The 16,127-nt window shown below is 59.8% G+C and carries 14 protein-coding genes and 2 pseudogenes; 13 read left to right on the forward strand and 3 right to left on the reverse strand.

All coding sequences use genetic code 11. The annotated features are described in order from the left end of the window. The first annotated feature begins 55 nt into the window (after positions 1 to 55). From PM3016_RS15915 to PM3016_RS15930, 4 genes are all read left to right on the forward strand, one after another. Entirely contained in the window at positions 56 to 1,135 is a 1,080-nt protein-coding gene (locus PM3016_RS15915; protein ID WP_013916686.1) for a Gfo/Idh/MocA family protein, read from the forward strand. Positions 1,136 to 1,141: 6 nt separating this feature from the next. Continuing rightward, the gene (locus PM3016_RS15920; protein WP_013916687.1) at positions 1,142 to 1,795 is read left to right on the forward strand and encodes a trimeric intracellular cation channel family protein; all 654 of its coding nucleotides are present in this window, start codon (positions 1,142 to 1,144) and stop codon (positions 1,793 to 1,795) included. A 17-nt stretch (positions 1,796 to 1,812) separates the two neighbouring features. Continuing rightward, positions 1,813 to 2,313, forward strand: coding sequence for a hypothetical protein (locus tag PM3016_RS15925; RefSeq protein WP_013916688.1), 501 nt, complete (start codon positions 1,813 to 1,815; stop codon positions 2,311 to 2,313). Between the two features lie 174 nt (positions 2,314 to 2,487). Beyond that, positions 2,488 to 3,219, forward strand: a complete 732-nt coding sequence (locus PM3016_RS15930) for a YhcN/YlaJ family sporulation lipoprotein (protein WP_013916689.1) — start codon at positions 2,488 to 2,490, stop codon at positions 3,217 to 3,219. 136 nt (positions 3,220 to 3,355) lie between these two features. On the opposite strand, the gene PM3016_RS15935 is transcribed toward PM3016_RS15930, so the two are convergent. Continuing rightward, positions 3,356 to 4,054, reverse strand: a complete 699-nt coding sequence (locus tag PM3016_RS15935; protein WP_013916690.1) for a response regulator transcription factor — start codon at positions 4,052 to 4,054, stop codon at positions 3,356 to 3,358. 206 nt (positions 4,055 to 4,260) lie between these two features. Here PM3016_RS15935 and PM3016_RS15940 point away from each other — a divergent pair, with 206 nt between their 5' ends. Beyond that, a complete protein-coding gene (locus PM3016_RS15940) occupies positions 4,261 to 4,443 on the forward strand; it encodes an aspartyl-phosphate phosphatase Spo0E family protein (protein WP_013916691.1) in 183 nt (60 codons plus the stop codon). 467 nt (positions 4,444 to 4,910) lie between these two features. Here the strand turns inward: PM3016_RS15940 and PM3016_RS15950 are convergent, their stop codons facing one another. Continuing rightward, entirely contained in the window at positions 4,911 to 5,231 is a 321-nt protein-coding gene (locus PM3016_RS15950) for a winged helix-turn-helix transcriptional regulator (RefSeq protein WP_013916693.1), read from the reverse strand. Positions 5,232 to 5,432: 201 nt separating this feature from the next. On the opposite strand from PM3016_RS15950, the gene purT reads away from it, so the two are divergent. The 8 genes and pseudogenes from purT to PM3016_RS15985 all read left to right on the forward strand — a co-directional run bounded on the left by purT (position 5,433) and on the right by PM3016_RS15985 (position 10,645). Beyond that, positions 5,433 to 6,611 carry a formate-dependent phosphoribosylglycinamide formyltransferase gene (purT, locus tag PM3016_RS15955; protein WP_014370131.1) on the forward strand — a complete coding sequence of 393 codons (1,179 nt, stop codon included), beginning with the start codon at positions 5,433 to 5,435 and terminating at the stop codon, positions 6,609 to 6,611. Positions 6,612 to 6,720: 109 nt separating this feature from the next. Continuing rightward, positions 6,721 to 7,510, forward strand: a pseudogene (locus tag PM3016_RS15960) (TIGR00266 family protein). An 80-nt stretch (positions 7,511 to 7,590) separates the two neighbouring features. Then, positions 7,591 to 7,866 (forward strand): hypothetical protein, encoded by a 276-nt coding sequence (locus PM3016_RS15965; RefSeq protein WP_013916696.1) that lies wholly within the window; start codon positions 7,591 to 7,593, stop codon positions 7,864 to 7,866. A gap of 246 nt (positions 7,867 to 8,112) precedes the next feature. Next, a pseudogene (locus PM3016_RS39695) lies at positions 8,113 to 8,307 on the forward strand (YiaA/YiaB family inner membrane protein); the annotation flags it as partial. Between the two features lie 69 nt (positions 8,308 to 8,376). After that, positions 8,377 to 8,547 (forward strand): YiaA/YiaB family inner membrane protein, encoded by a 171-nt coding sequence (locus PM3016_RS41380; RefSeq protein ID WP_236628830.1) that lies wholly within the window; start codon positions 8,377 to 8,379, stop codon positions 8,545 to 8,547. Between the two features lie 323 nt (positions 8,548 to 8,870). Beyond that, complete coding sequence (locus PM3016_RS15975; RefSeq protein WP_013916700.1) at positions 8,871 to 9,380, forward strand: metallophosphoesterase family protein; 510 nt, start codon at positions 8,871 to 8,873, stop codon at positions 9,378 to 9,380. A 62-nt stretch (positions 9,381 to 9,442) separates the two neighbouring features. Next, a complete protein-coding gene (ytxJ, locus tag PM3016_RS15980) occupies positions 9,443 to 9,784 on the forward strand; it encodes a bacillithiol system redox-active protein YtxJ (protein ID WP_013916701.1) in 342 nt (113 codons plus the stop codon). Positions 9,785 to 9,817: 33 nt separating this feature from the next. Next, complete coding sequence (locus tag PM3016_RS15985) at positions 9,818 to 10,645, forward strand: alpha/beta hydrolase (RefSeq protein WP_014370134.1); 828 nt, start codon at positions 9,818 to 9,820, stop codon at positions 10,643 to 10,645. Between the two features lie 153 nt (positions 10,646 to 10,798). Here the strand turns inward: PM3016_RS15985 and PM3016_RS15990 are convergent, their stop codons facing one another. Continuing rightward, positions 10,799 to 15,961, reverse strand: coding sequence for an AAA family ATPase (locus PM3016_RS15990; RefSeq protein ID WP_014370135.1), 5,163 nt, complete (start codon positions 15,959 to 15,961; stop codon positions 10,799 to 10,801). Positions 15,962 to 16,127 lie beyond the last annotated feature (166 nt).

A 16,127-nucleotide genomic window follows, 5' to 3' on the forward strand; every position in this document is an offset into this window, starting at 1 on the left:
ACGCTGGCGGGTCCAGCGCTACAACCCACAGGCAAACGGAGGAGTAGGCAAAACCATGAGCCCTAACGACAAACTGCACATCGGCGTCATCGGCGCCGGCAACATCGGTAACGTACATATCCAGGAATTCCAGAAGCTGCCCGACGTCGTCATCACAGCGGTTACAGACGTCTATCAGCCTATGGCGATCTCCCGGGCCAAAGAATACGGCATCCCTACCGTTCACGTGACCTACCAGGATCTGCTGCAGGATCCGAATGTGGATGCGGTCGTGGTGGCGGTTCCGAACGAATCCCATGCCCCGATCGCCATCGAGGCGCTGCGCGCGGGCAAGCACGTCCTGCTCGAGAAGCCGATGGCGGTCAACGCGGCCTCGGCCAAGGAGATTGTGAAGGCCCACCTGAAGAGCGGCAAGGTGCTCATGATGGCGCACCAGATGCGCTGGGAGCCGCTGAACCTGCAGGTGAAGGAGCAGATCGACAAGGGCGCGCTGGGCAAAATCTATAACGTCAAAACCGGCTGGCTGCGCCGCAAAGGCATTCCCGGCTGGGGCACCTGGTTCACCCAGATGCACAAGGCCGGCGGCGGGCCGCTGATCGATATCGGCGTGCACATGCTCGACCTGTCCCTGCACCTCATGGGCTCGCCGAAGCCGGTTTCGGTATTCGGGACGACCTATGCGGAGTTCGGACCGAAGAAGAAGGGGATCGGCACGTGGGGCAAGCCGGACTGGAACGGCTTCTATGACGTAGAAGACCTGGCTACCGCGCTGATCAAGCTTGACAACGGCAGCACGCTGTCCCTGGATGTGTCGTGGGCGGCCAACACGGGCTTCATCAACAACGGCCCGTATATTTACCTCATGGGCTCCGACGGCGGCGCTTCGCTGCAGGGGGACAAAGGTACACTGCATACGGAGCTGTTCGACCGCACGGCGGACGTGGACCTGGTTATTCCGCAGAACGACGAAGGCGCGAGAGTGCGGATGAGCCGCCATTTCGTCGACTGCGTGCGTGAGAACCGTGAACCAATCACCTCGGCGATGTCGGGCCTGACGAACTCGCTGGTGCTTGAAGCGATCTACGAGTCCTCCCGGACCGGCAATGTCGTAAAACTGGATTGGAACCTGGACTGATATCATATGGACACACTGCTTGAGATTAACCTGCAATTATTCAGTGTCATCGGTACGATCGCCTTCGCCATCTCGGGGGCGGTCGTTGCCATGGAGGAAGAATACGATATCTTGGGCGTGTTCGTGCTGGCCCTCGTCACCGCGTTCGGCGGCGGGGTGATCCGCAACCTGCTCATCGGCGTGCCGGTCACGACTTTGTGGGAGCAGGGCATGTTCCTGAAGACGGCCGTGATTTCGGCTTTTCTTGTGTTTCTGGTGCCGGTGTCATGGATTCTGCGCTGGAAAACGTGGGAATCGCTGTTCGACGCCATCGGCCTCGCCGCGTTCGCTATTCAGGGCGCCCTGTATGCGACGAAGAACGGTGTGCCGCTGAGTGCGGTCATGGTGGCGGCGATGATGACGGGGATCGGCGGAGGCATTATCCGCGACGTGCTCGCCGGACGCAAGCCGCTGGTGCTCCGCGATGAGATCTATGCCGTGTGGGCGCTGCTGGCAGGCCTTGTGATCGGTCTCGGGTGGTTCGAGAGCTCCTGGGAGCTGCTTTTGCTGTTCGCCCTCGTGGTCATCATGCGGATGCTGTCCGTTACGTTCAAATGGCGCCTGCCGCGGCGGGCCATTCAGCTGCAGGAGGAGCCGCGCGAGCCGAAGCCTGGCGTTTGAAGGAAGGAGAGAGAAGCATGATGAGCGAAGAAAAGCGCTCCTGGAGCGGGAGCCGGCAGGTATCCAGCGAGGAGCTGCAGGAGCGGCTGGAGACGGTCCGCACCCTTCAGGAGAACGAGCTGGAGATGTACGAGATCGCCAAGGACAAGCTGACCGGCGAGCATTATCTGCACTATTCGTATCTTCACCGCAACCTGGCCGGAGCGCCGGGAGCAGGAGCGGGAGGAGAGGAAGTCTTCCACCAGCTGCTTCCGCTGGATTCCGACGATGTGCTGGGCATTCTGTTCAGTGAACAGCCTTATGTCTATCCGCAGTACTGGAAGCGCGCCTTCCTGCGCAACGGACCGGAAGGGCAGTATGTCTGGTTCGATCCGACCTATGCTGATGCGGAGGCGGAGAACGAAGCGTTCGGCCGCGATCTGGCAAGCCGGCTGGCGGAATTCAAGCGCCAGGGCAACGTGAGTGAGGAAGCGGTCAAGCGATTCCTGGAGGAGCTTGAGAAAGGGAACGGCGAGTAGCCGCAGCGGCGGATTTTTGTTATATCGTCTTCTATTTTTTAATAAACGCGCCTCGTTCGTAAAGGACGGCTAAGCCGTTTATCTTATTCGCATATTTTCCGGCAGGTGATTCATCCTAATGGGGAAAGATGGCCGCCTTGGCGCGCCTGTGGATTAACCCTAGGAGGACACCCCATGATGATCGCGAAGAACCGAAGACCGGTGCTGCTTGCTCTGCTCTCGGTCTGCATGCTGAGCGTCTCCGCCTGCGGAGGCAACAAACCCGAGGCCTCCCGTTCCGGCGGCGGACTGCAGGATTACCGGCAGCAGCAGCTCTTTGACCGGGACAGCCGCAATAATGAAGACCCTACGCTGGGCGTGAAGAAGCGCTATGAAGATCCGGAGGCGGGCGGCAAAGGGGAGGCATACACCGGCCGTCAACAGCTCGATATGACGAACCGCCATGAAGCGAAGTCGATGGGCTTTGCCCCCGATCTCGCATTCCGTGTGAAGCAGGTGAACGGGGTGAAGGAGGCACAGGTGCTCCTTACCGAGGTGAACGCCTATGTCTCGGTCATCCTGGATGGGCACAGCCCGGATGCCGAGGCGAATCCCGAGATGATGAAAAATGGCGTCACGTCTCAGGGCGGGGCAGGTTTATTCGGCAAGGGGGGCAGCGCGCTCAAATTTTCCTGGACCGAGGAAGGAGGTCTATCCGCGAGCAAAGCGGATGAGATCCGCCGGACCGTGCTGGAGGCGGCGCCTACCATTCAGCAGGTGTTCGTTTCCGCGAACCCGAACTTCGTGCAGCGCATCCGCTTCTATGCGAAGGAAGAGCAGGAGAAGGGGACCTTCTCGCAGTACACCAATGAGTTCGGCACAATGGTGCAGCACGTATTCCCTGACGACGTCAATACGAGACGCTAGACGGCCGCAAGCCGCCGTCAGCCACCCGGGTATATACCAAACAACGGACCGCCCTCCTGCCGCAGCCTGCGGCGTGTGAAGGCGGTCCGTTGTTTGCGCAAGGGACCATGTCTATATAGGGGTGAAGCAGGATCTATTATTTTAATTCGAATTTGTAACCGACGCCCCAGACCGTCTTGATGTACTTGGGGTCCTTCGGATCCGTTTCGACTTTCTTGCGCAGGTTGGTGATGTGCACGTCCACGGAGCGTTCCGTGACGAACGAATCGATGCCGCGGATCTTGTTCAGCAGCTCTTCGCGGGAGAACACCTTGCCGGGATGAAGCCAGAAGTTGCGCATAATTTCAAATTCGGAGTAGGTCGTATCGATCGGCTGGCTGCGCAGATAGATGCAGCGCTTTTCGAGGTCCAGGGTAATATCCTTTTCCTCCGGAGCCGGAGGCTCTGCGGCCGTCGCTTTCACGGCTTGGTTGAAGGCGGCACGGCGGAGCAGGGCGGAGGTGCGGGCGGCCAGCTCTCTCATGCTAAACGGTTTGCACAAATAGTCGTCCGCTCCCACGGTCAGCGCGTTGACGCGCTCGGACACTTCGTTCTTGGCCGAGACGATCATGATGGGCACATTCGACAGGGTCCGGAAGTGCTTGCAGAGCTCAATCCCGTTCGTATCCGGCAGCATGAGGTCGAGGATCACGACATCCGGGCGCTCCTCCGTGAAGAGATCTTGAGCCTGCTTGCCGTCGAACGCACAGGAAACATGGTAGTTCTCTTCACTCAGGTATATGGATATCATATCTGCAATACTATGATCATCTTCCACAAGTAATACTTTAGACATGACATGCCACCTCAACTAGTTGAAATATTAGAATAGTGTTAGAAAAATTCATAGTCGCTCCGCCCTGGAATTTCATACTTTCTAAATGATTACCCCTCATAATACAAAGTATCCAAGTCCTTCGGGTGGGAACGGCTTACACACGAGTTCGTTATGGCGAACGTCAGCCCGAGGCAACCATTCATAAACCTCAGGGGGAACCTTTTATGGAACTGAAACCGCAGATCGGGCGTCAAATTCAAAATTGCATCGATGATCTGAGCAGCCTGGTGACCGGTCACGGCTGTGCGCTGACCGACCCGGATGTCCTGAGAAAGAGCATGGAACTCGATGAATTGATTCTTCAGGTGATGCGGAATCAGCGTGCTTCTTCCAAGAAAGTTCATTAAGCTGTTCCGGATGCCTGCCGAAATTTGATGAGTTTGGGACAAACTGTAAGTATAATCCGCACTTGAGCCGGACATACAAGTAAGAGGGCTTCCGCCGGTCCATCGCCGCGCCGAACCCTTCAGTACATTAGGTGAAAAAGGATGCTGCTTCATGAAAGGCCGTTATCAGGTGCGTGCGTACTGTCAAGCATACGGCTGCAGGAGCCGCGAGCATAAGGAAGTCATCCGGACGATCGATCATGCATCGTCTTTTTCTTTTGCCCTCTGGATGAATGGGGCGCAGGAGCATGAGGAACGGATGACTTGTCCCGGCTGCGGGAGCCGTATGTATTATTATCCGGTATCCTGTATAAGCGAACCGGACTATCACGCATAACTTCCCTAATTATAAACTCCCTGTACGGAAAGTCAAAATATCCTAGGTCCTACAAACTCCCCCAAAACCGGGATTTTAAAAGAAACGTGTGTCAATTGACCCACGCTTCGCCCCACTGCTGTACTGCTTCCATCACCGGCTTCAGCGCCTTCCCCTTGCCGGTCAGTTCATATTCGATCCGTACCGGGGTCTCTGGGTACACGTGCCGTACAATCAGGCCCGCAGCCTCCAGCTCTTTAAACCGCTCGGCCAGCATTCTGTCGCTCATTCCGGGAATCATTTCGGATATATCCTTGAAGCGGCACGGCCCTCCGAGCAGTGCACAGAGGATCAAGCCGGTCCAGCGCTTGCCCAGGATCTCGAAAGCAGCTTCAAATTTGGGACACATCGTATGCGGTTGTTGATCTGCCATCGTCTTCACCTCTTCTGCCTCTATTTTACCATAAAAGACACTTTGAATGTTAGCTTTTTTCTTATTATATACTTGTATTTAGTAAGTATACATAGGGCTCTAGGGCTATGCCTTCAACTTATCCTTGAAAAAGTTGGATAAGTAAAGTATAACTGCGGTAGCAACAAATTTTGGCGGGATGCTTATGGAGGGAATGTTTACATGTACGGAGCACCATTATCGGCGGGAGCCCATAAAATTATGCTTCTCGGCTCGGGAGAGCTCGGCAAGGAAGTGATCATCGAAGCCCAGCGGCTCGGCGTGGAAACCGTGGCGGTCGACCGGTATGCGAACGCGCCTGCGATGCAGGTGGCGCACCGGTCTTATGTCATTTCGATGCTGGACGGGGAAGCGCTCAGAGAGCTCATCGAGAAGGAAAAGCCGGACCTGATCGTACCGGAGATCGAAGCGATTGCGACGCAGACGCTGGTCGAGCTGGAGTCCGAAGGCTACCGGGTCATTCCGACCGCGACGGCCGCGCGGCTGACGATGGACCGCGAAGGGATCCGCCGGCTGGCGTCGGAGACGCTCGGGCTGCCGACCGCCCGCTATGCGTTCGCGGATACGCTGGACGAGCTGAAAGCGGCGGTGGCCGAGATCGGGACTCCCTGCGTGATCAAGCCGATCATGAGCTCCTCGGGCAAAGGGCAGAGCGTCTGCCGTACGCCGGATGATATCGAGACCTCGTGGAACCTGGCCATGGAAGGCGGACGGGCCAAAAAGGCGCGTGTCATCGTCGAGGAGTTCATCCGCTTCGATTCCGAGATCACGCTGCTCACCGTGCGCTCCGCTTCGGGTACTTCGTTCTGCGCCCCGATCGGCCACATCCAGAAGGACGGGGACTATATCGAATCGTGGCAGCCTCACTTTATGAGCTCCGCGCAGCTGGAGGAGGCGCAGGAGATCGCCGCCAAGATTACGGATGCGCTGGGAGGCACCGGCCTCTATGGCGTCGAGCTGTTCCTCGCACCGGACAAGGTGTACTTCAGCGAAGTCAGCCCGCGTCCGCACGACACCGGCATGGTGACGATGGCGTCCCAGGATCTCTCCGAATTCGCCCTGCACGTGCGCGCGATTCTCGGCTTCCCGGTGCCTACGATCCGCCTGCTCACCCCGGCCGCGTCCTACACGCTCAAGGCGGACCGCGACGCGGAGACGTTCCGCATCGGCGGGCTTCCTGAAGCGCTGGCGCTGCCGAACACGCAGGTCCGCGTCTTCGGCAAGCCGGAGACGAAGCCCGGACGCCGGATGGCGGTCGCGCTCAGCACGGGCGAGACGGTCGAAGAGGCGCGCCGGCTGGCCAAGGAAGCGGCGGGGAATCTGCGGATCGAGTACTCGTAAGAGGAGCAGGGCGTCTTGGCGGCTCTTTTTTGGCAGCGGGATGGAAACCAAAAGAGCTTCAGGCGCGTATTGACTCCCACATGCCAAGGGCGCAGGAGGAGATGCAAGGATGAACGCACATGAAATTGATTATGCGATTCACGGTTCGGAGATGCAGTACGTGGAGATTGAGCTCGATCCGGGCGAGAGTGTGATCGCCGAAGCGGGCAGCCTGATGATGATGGACCAGAGCATTCATATGGAGACGATCTTCGGGGACGGCAGCGACCAGGGCAAAGGGCTCATGGGCAAGCTGTTCGGCGCGGGCAAGCGGCTTCTGACGGGCGAGAGCCTGTTCATGACGATCTTCACCAACCGCGGCCACGGCAAGGAGCGTGCCAGCTTCGCTTCCCCGTACCCGGGCCGGATTCTGCCGATGGACCTGTCGATGCTCGGAGGCAAGATCATCTGCCAGAAGGATTCGTTCCTGTGCGCAGCCAAAGGGGTCTCGGTCGGCATCGACTTCCAGCGCAAGCTGGGGGCCGGCTTTTTTCGGCGGGGAAGGCTTCATAATGCAGAAGATCGAAGGCGACGGGCTGGCGTTTGTCCATGCCGGCGGCGCGATCTGCGAGCGGGAGCTCCGTCCGGGAGAGATGATCCGTGTCGACACGGGATGTCTTGTGGCCATGACGCAGGGCGTGGATTACGACATCGAGTTCGTCAAAGGGGTCAAGACCGCCCTCTTCGGCGGGGAAGGGCTGTTCTTCGCCACGCTGCGGGGACCGGGCCGCGTCTGGATTCAATCCCTGCCGTTCAGCCGTCTGGCGGACCGGGTGCTCGCCGCAGCCGGACCGGGCGGACGCAAGGAGGAAGGCAGCATTCTCGGGGGACTCGGCAACCTGCTTGACGGAGACCGGTAAAAAACGATATCATCTAGAGTGCGGAATTTGCGAGGCGCATGCCGGTTGAATTACATACCTGAAAGAGGTGCTGAAAGTATATGGCATACAATCCTCAAGTCACCGATGCCAAAGTCGTCAGTTACAATCCGAAGAACGGGTTGTTCGAAATCGTAGCGAACCTGAAGGACCGTACGGTCTGCCGTCTCACGTATGAGTCGGACGAAACCGGCGGCGCGAAGGCGACCCACATCTCCCGTCTGCTGCAGGAGCCGTGCCCGATCTGCCGCAAGGACTTCCTGTGCAACTGCATGGACAAGTTCAAGGAGAACATCGCAGGCCAGGCACTGGAGCACACCGGAGTGCCGACAGCCTAATCAGCGTGATACCGAAGGCGGCCTGCTGAGCCGCTGCCCGGGCAGACCGGGAACGAACCCATGAGCGAAGCTCATGGGTTTTTTGCTGTGTGTGGAAGGTAAGGAGAAGAGGTCGGGGGCTATGACCAGGTACTATAAGAAGATAGTACTTACCGGTCCGTCCTGGTCCCCCTATAATAAGGATCAAGAAGCAGGTGCAGCGAACAAGGTGCCTGCCTAAACGACGAAATCAGAGGTGCTGTCATCATGAGAAAAAGAAACACTTCCGCCTTCACATTCCTGGCTTGGACATCCTTTGCCTCCGCGCTGCTTGCCATGTTCATCGGGATCACAACCCTGGAAGAAACCTTGTCGGTCAAAGGCTACTATGCCGTAAGCGCGCTGTATCTCACGATGGCTTCCTTCGTCCTGCAGAAGACCGTCCGCGATAACCAGGAGGACGGGACTCAGGCCAGACGGCGCAACACGGGCGCTTTTACGTTCCTCTCCTGGACCGCTTTCTCCACGGCGCTGCTGGCCATGTTCATCGGCATCGTCAATCTGGAGCAGCCGCTCTCCGTGCAGGGCTACTATGCCGTCACCGCGCTGTTCCTCACGATGTCTTCCTTCGTGCTCCAGAAGACGGTACGGGACAACAAAGAAGACAGTGAGATGTATGCCGAGCCGGACACCCACGAATAAGAGGAGGCGGCACCCTATGAGTCAACAGGCAGGGATGATACCATACGAATAAGAAGACAAGCAGTGAATAATACCTGCACGATGGATCGAACAGAACCGGTGGATGAAGCAGATCCTATGGAAAGAACGGAACCTGTGGAAAGAACAGAACCTGTGGATAAAAAGAAAAAGACAATCCTGCCCCTCTGGCGGCATCTGCGGATGCTGATCTTCCGGGTGCGGGACAGACCGGAACCCGGCGGGCAGGGACGGTCTTTTTTCTTTTGGCGGAGACTATGGTAAAATAAGAGAACGAACCTGAACCCAAAGGAGCGGAGCTTCCTATGCGGATTGGCGTAGTATCCGATACCCACATGTTCGGCCGCGGGGCGGCTCTTCCGGCAGCATTGGTCCGGGGCCTGCAGGGCACCGATCTCATCCTGCATGCAGGCGACTGGATGGATGAACGCGTCATTGCACTGTTCGAGGCCATCGCCCCTGTGGACGGTGTGGCCGGCAATAATGACGGACCCGAGATCATCCGCCGCTTCGGCCGCCGGAAGGTGCTGGAGCTGGCAGGGTACCGCATCGGGCTGGTGCACGGGGACGGCGGCCGGTCCACACCGGAGACCGCGTACGCGGCATTTCGCACCAAAGAAGGGGAAGTGCTGGCGGATGTGGTTATATTCGGCCACTCGCATACCCCCTTTCACGAAGTCCGCGGCGGGCAGCTGCTGTTCAACCCCGGTTCCCCGACAGACAAACGGCGGCAGCCACTGTACTCCTACGGGATCCTGACGCTTGGGGAGAGCGTCAGCGCAGAGCTTTTTACTTACGAAGACAAGTCTCCATAATGAACCGAAGGCTTGCCCACAGAAATACCATAGACTATGTAGATGAGATGGAGGAAACCGTGATGTCGAAATGGAAGGAAATCACAACGAAGGAAGAATGGGAGCAGTATTATGAAGGCAGCGGCAGCAAGCCGTTCGTCGTGCTGAAGCACAGCACCGCCTGCCCGGTCAGCTTCAACGCACTGCAGGAATATGAGGCATACCTCGGCAAGACCCCGAACGAACAAGTGGACTATATTCTCGTGAAGGTGATCGAGTCCCGTCCGGTCTCGAACCAGATCGCCGAAGAAACCGGCGTGAAGCACGCTTCGCCTCAGGTGCTGTACATCAAGAACAAAGAAACGGTATGGAATACCTCACACTGGTCCATCACCGAAGAGCATCTGACTGCCGTATTGAACTAAAGCCGGCGGCAGCCGACAAGGGAGAGTGAGCCCATGGCCGTTCAATCGTTTTCGTTTTTCTCCGGGGCTTTATACGCCCGTAAAGTATGCCAGGTCTATTTGCCGCCAAGCTACGACGCTTCGGAGGATACCCGTTATCCGGTGATCTACCTGCTGCACGGTCTCAACGGGGATGAGACCTCCTGGCTCGTGAAGGGCGGAGCGGAAGCTCAGCTTGACCGGCTGATGGGAGACGGCACGCTCCGGGAGAGCATTGTCGTGATGCCGAGCGACGGAGGCTACGGCCACGGTACGTTCTATGTCAACTGGTACGACGGCACCGGCCGCTTCGAGGACTATTTCCTTTATGATCTTATGCCGTCGATCGACCGGGAGTTCCGGACGATTGCGGACCGTTCGTCGCGGGCGCTCTGCGGCCTCTCCATGGGCGGCTACGGCGCTTTCGTGCTCGCTCTGCGCAATCCCGAGCTCTTCGGTGCCGCGGCATCGATCGCCGGGGCCTTAATGTCCACAGGCCTGATGACCGAGCAGTTCCTGCGCTCCGAGGTCAGCCGTCTCGTCGGTCCGGTGCACGGGCCGTTCGCCCGGGAGCTCGATCTGCACGTGCTGGCCGCCCGCATGCTGCGGGAAGAGCAGCGGCCCGAGCTTCACTTCAACTGCGGATTCTCCGACTATCTGTACCCGCTCAACTCCGCCTTCAAAGCGCTGCTCGATCAGCTGAACTATCCGCATGACTATGCGGAGTACGAAGGGGAGCACAACTGGGATTACTTCGGCGGCCATCTGGCGGAAGCGCTGGCGTTCATCGAGCGCTCCTTCGCCGGTGCGCCGGCCGGTGAGGCGCCGGCTGAGATCGGATAAGCGCCGCCGCTTCAGCGGATCGTAATTCTGCAGCTTCCATGGATTCTTATAGGCCATATCAAACAGCCCGCCGCGGCGCCGGATTGCAATGATGCAGTTCCGGCAGCCGCGGCGGGCTGTTGGTGTTGGTGCGGCTGTACGACAGGTCCCGGCTTAGTGATCGAGCCCGGATGCCGCGGCTTCCCGCGGCACCCTGTCTCCCGCCGCCCGCTTGGGCAGGCGCAGCGTGAAGATCATGCCCCTGCCCGCTTCGTACCTGCATTGAAGCTCTCCGCCATAAGGCTGGAGCATATGCTGCAGAGACTGCACCAGGGGAACCACCGGGGAATCCTCGGCCCGGAGCGGCGGTGCCTTCTCGAACGGGCGGTGCCGCGGCTCTTCCCCGACGGGCGAGCCGGAATAAAGAACCGCCAAGCCGTAGTGGCTTTCACTTTCGGTGAGTGTAAGACGCACGACCCGCTGAGACTCTCTGGCCGCCGCGGCATCCAACGCATGCTGGAGCAGGGGCTGCAGCGTACCGGCGAACAAGGAGGGAGGCAGGCTCAGCCTCTCGAAGAGGCAGTCCAGCCTGCCGTCCACCTGCAGCTCGATCCCCGCCGCGGTGATGGCCGGAAGCAGGGAAAGGAGCGCGCTGCGCAGGGCCGGGAAAGCGACCGAGTCTGCGAGGGTCATTTGGACAAGCTCCTCGCACCAGACCGCGATGCTCTCCTGCGCCGTCTCGGTTTTGTTCAGGGCCAGCAGCGCGTGAACGCCCTGCAGCCTGCGGATAAATTGGGTCTGAGCAAGCTGCCGGGAACTTGGCGTACCGTCCCTTGCCGTGCCTCTGCGGCTCTCCGGCACTACCGGCTGGGGCCGGGACTGCTGCCGCCCCAGCTCGTGCGCCTGCGGCAGCAGATCTTCTTTGACCTCCAGTGAGGCGGTGAGCCGCGCCCTACGGACGAGCTCGGCCGCTGCGGCCGCCAGCAGCTTCAGCCTGCCGAAGCGATCCGGTTGAAAGGCGTGAGCCGCGGTCCGGCTCTCCAGATAAAGGATCCCGGCAGCTTCGCCCCTGCCAGTGAGCGGCAGACAGAGCAGGGACTGCGGGCGGATCTCCCGGATATACGGGTCATTGCCGAACAAGCCGGCATCCGGAGCTTCCTTCAGAAGCAGAGGCTCCCCAGACTGCTTCACATAGTCCACAGCGGTCACCGCCGCAGGCACGCCCTCTTCTACCGGCGTCGAATGGAGGGAGCGGAACGGATCCTTCAGAGACTTCTCGGCCTCGATCTGAAGCTGGCCGTCCTGCTCGAGCATCAGCAGGGCTTTGTCGGCGCGGGCGTACTCGAGCATCTGGCTCATCATGCAGTCGAGCATGTGGTGGAACACCGTCTGATACGTCACGGGCGGGGTGGCTTTGAGTACGCCACACGCCGCAGGGAGTACGTCGGCGGAGGAAGCCCAGCCGAGCAGCCCGGGGTACAGTGCTTCGAGCTGGGCGACTTTGCGGGCCGCCCCCCAGCGCTCGTACAGGCTCCGCGCATCGAGCAGATACGCCTTGGCAATCTTGATCCGTCCGGTACGCAGGTAGAAGAGCGCCGCCCGCTCGTTCGCCAGCGCCTCCCGGGGGAGGAAGCCGGAGCGGGCGGCCGCCTGGATCGCCAGGTCGAATTTTTCCGCGGCCTGCATCCGTTTGTCGGTAATCCGGTCGTATTCGGCCTGAAGCAGCAGGTTCATGTGCAGATAGTTGCTCGGCGAGTGGGCCGCCCATTTGCCCAGGATCTTCAAGCTCTTGCGGATCCGCTTGCGGTACTTCATCTGCAGGGCGTTCCCGGCATGATCATAGAGGGAAGCGAGAACCATCCCGTACTGGAAATGGTGCAGCTCGATGTGCGGGAACCCGAACATCTGGCCGAGATTCGCCTCCGTCTCTTCGCAGATCAGGCGGGCCTCCTCCAGATGGTTCAGCAGATAGAACGATTGGGCCTGAAGCCCGTAGAACGTATGGACCACCGCTTTGTTGCTCAAGCCGCGGACGATCTGGGCCTCCTCCGGACTCAGCAGCGGCTCCTGCGGGGCATTCGGGGCTCCCGCCGTCTCTTTCAGCGACAGGATATACCGCTGGATCACCGTATAGATCCAGATGACATCCCGGTCCTGCGCCTGGTGAACGAACTGCCGGTATTTCTCGGACTCCTGCAGAATCTCCGGGAGCGTGTCTCCCTTGAGCACCTGCATGAAAAAGGAAAAGGCGATCGAGTACCCCGCATAGACGAGGTCACCGGATTCCACGCCGTACTGGTACGCTTTGCGCAGATGTCCGACATTGGCTTCGATATGCTCCCGGATGTTGTTCGAGAACCCGCCGTAGGCGAAGTAGACCTTGCTCTTGATCGCCGGGTTCGGATAAATATCGCTCAGCTGCACGCTGAGCCGCCCGTATTCCCAGCCGGCCTTCAGCCTTCCGAAGACGGCGCTGAGTATCACGCCGTAGGTGGAGTAGGCATAGGCGGAGCCGTCCGAGTGCCCGTGCATCAGGGAATAGTTGAACATCCGGAGCATCAGGTATACATACAGATCGGCGTCGAGAAAGTAGGCGGACGGAATCAGGTTGACGAGGAAGCGCATGACCGCCTCGTGCTCCGGCTCCGACATCGGGTAATGGTCAAGCAGATCGTCCTGCGAACGGAGCCCGAGATGAATCCGTGATTTGAACATTTCCCACAGGATGCTTCCCTTGCCGATCTTCGGACGCAGCGACAGGCCGAACAGCTTGAGGCCCTCGAGTCCCAGCCGGACCGCCTGCTCATGCTCCCCGATGTGCGTGTGGAGAATGATCATGAGATTGTAGACGTCGGCTTTCTCCAGCTTCGTCCGCGAGAGCCGGAGGACGGTCTCGAAGGAAGCTTTGGCCTCCCCGAAGTGACCGCACAAGTATTCCAGCTCCGCCATCTCGAGGCGAAGCGCATAAGCCAGCTCGAACCGGGAGGACCAAGCCTCCTCGCCCAGGAGCTGGACGCCCTGGGAGGCATAGCGGTAAGCCGTATCAAAGGCGGAATTGCCCTTTGCTTTGCGGGCGGCGCGCAGATTCAACTCCGCAAGATCCTCCCTCTCCGGAGGGGATGTGATGCCGTCCGACCCGAGGTTGAGCTGGTCGGTCACTTCGAAGACCGTCAGGTCATGCTCTTCCTCCGCATAATAGGCCTGCAGCAGCCGGCCGATATGCAGGTGAATCCGCTTCTTGTCGGAGTCCGGCAGCAGGGAATACACGGCTTGGTATACGCGGTCGTGCATGAACTTGTACGAAGTGACCGCTTCGGCGGAAGACGTCCGCCGTCCGCCGACCACCCTCAGCAGCAGACTGTCGTCCACGGCCTGCTTGAGCAGCAGGGCGGTCCGATCTCCGTCATAGCCGGTTACCAGGGAGAGTACCTCCGGGGTGAACTGCTGGCCGAGACAGGCGGCATGCATGAGCAGATGCTGCATCGATTCGCTGAGCCGGCGGATTTTGGAGATCATGAAGTCCACAACGTTGTCGGTAATGTGGAGCTCCTTGATGCGGTCGGTATCCCACGCCCAGCAGCAGCTGCGGTCATCGAAGCGGAGCAGGTGCTGGTCATAGAGCGAGCGGAAGAACTGCTTCGTGAAAAACGGGTTGCCTTTCGTCTTGCTCATAATCAGGCCGGCGAGCTCCCGCGGGTCCTGCTTCGACGGCTGCAGCGTATCTTCGAGCAGCCGTGCGACGTGCGGCTCCTGCAGGGGCTCCAGCCGGATCTCCACGGGCGCTGTCCGGCTGCGGCCGAGCTTGCCAATCAGCGAGCGGAGCGGATGGGAATCCGTGACCTCACGCTCCCGGTACGCACCGATGAAGAGCATATACGGGAACGGCATCTCCAGCAGGAATTCGGAGACGAGCTGAAGGGAGGCCGGATCGGCCCACTGCAGATCGTCAAGGAACAGCACCAGCGGATGCTCCTGCGAGGCGAAGACGGAAGTATACTGCCGGATCGTGAGGATGAAACGGTTGTGCATCTCTGCCGGGGGCAGCTTCGTCAGCGGAGGCTGCTTCCCGATGACCGCTTCCAGATCCGGATTCATCTCGAGCAGAATCTGGCCGTTCGGCCCCACGGCGTCCCTGATCCGTTCCTTCAGCAGCTGGAGCTCTTCCGGGGGCTGCTGGAGCAGGTGCTGCATGAGCTGGCGGCCGATCTGGCGGATCGCATAATACGGCGATTCCCGCTTGTATTGGTCGAATTTCCCATGGACGTAGAGGGCGCTGCCGGGCGTAAGCCCTTTTTGGAACTCATGGATCAGATAGGACTTGCCGATGCCCGAGAGGCCGGAGACGAAGGCAGTCTGCAGGCTGCCGGAGAGGCAGCGGCCGTAGGCGGCATGCAGCTGCTCCAGCTCGGTCTCCCGTCCATAGATCGTCTCGGAGATGGCGAAGTGGTCCGAGCCGGCCACGGTGCCGAGCGCAAAGGCTTCGATCGTTCCGGCGGCGCTCCACTGCTCGAGGCACTTGGCGAGGTCCCGGTGAAGTGCGAACGCACTCGGGTAACGCTGGTCGGGCTGGCGGGTGAGGAGCTTCATCACGACGGCCGACAGAACCTCCGGTACCGACACGGCGAGCTCCGCAGGCGGAACCGGCGATGGGGCGGAGCCGTCGCTGCCGATGTCAGGTAGGGACGGAAAGAGCCCGGTCAGCAGCCGGTAAAAAAGGACACCGAGCGCATAAAGATCCGTACGGTGGTCCGGGCGGACATTCACGCGTCCGGCGGCGGGATCATGCATCTGTTCCGGTGCCAGAAACGGGTTTCTCTCCGGCTGCGGGGGAACCGCGGATTCGGCCGGGGCGGCAGGATCGTGCGGACTGCCGAGGGACACCAGGCTGTGAAGCTCGGTCAGCCGCACACGGCCGCCGGCCGCATCCTTATCTATGAAGAAGGCTTGGTGCGATAGGGCCGTATGGGCGAATTTATGCTTGTGCAGCTGGCGGACCGCATCCGTCATGGACAGGGCCAGCGGCAAAAAGACTTCCGGTGCGGCCGGCACGGGGCTGAGTACGGAAGACAGCAGGACGCCTTCCGCTGCCTCGGTCACCAGGGCCGGTGTTCCCCGGAAGGTGACGATGCCGAGGGGCAGAAGCACCTCGGGGAAGCCCAGCCTCCGGCCCTTTTCGAGCTCCAGACGCAGCCGCTGGACTTCGCCCGGCGTCCCGTATTCCGCTTTCAATGCTTTGACGAGCCGCCGGCGTCCGCCGCTGTCTTCCGTGCGGAACCAAGTGGCGGCTGCGGTATCGTCCAGCCGCTCTGCGGCGCCTTCGTTCAACTGTAAAGCCAAGAGAATTCCTCCGTTTTTCAGCGCGCATCATTTCCTTATATTGTACTTTCACGGCGGTGGAGAAGCAACCGTGAAACCTTCCTATTCTTATTGGCGGTCCATACGGTAAGGCGGCTTTGGGCGAGTGTGGCCGGGGATTGGTTTGGCGCCGCACGATCCGATATAA

This window comes from Paenibacillus mucilaginosus 3016 (assembly GCF_000250655.1).
GTDB classification, from domain to species: Bacteria; Bacillota; Bacilli; order Paenibacillales; family NBRC-103111; genus Paenibacillus_G; species Paenibacillus_G mucilaginosus.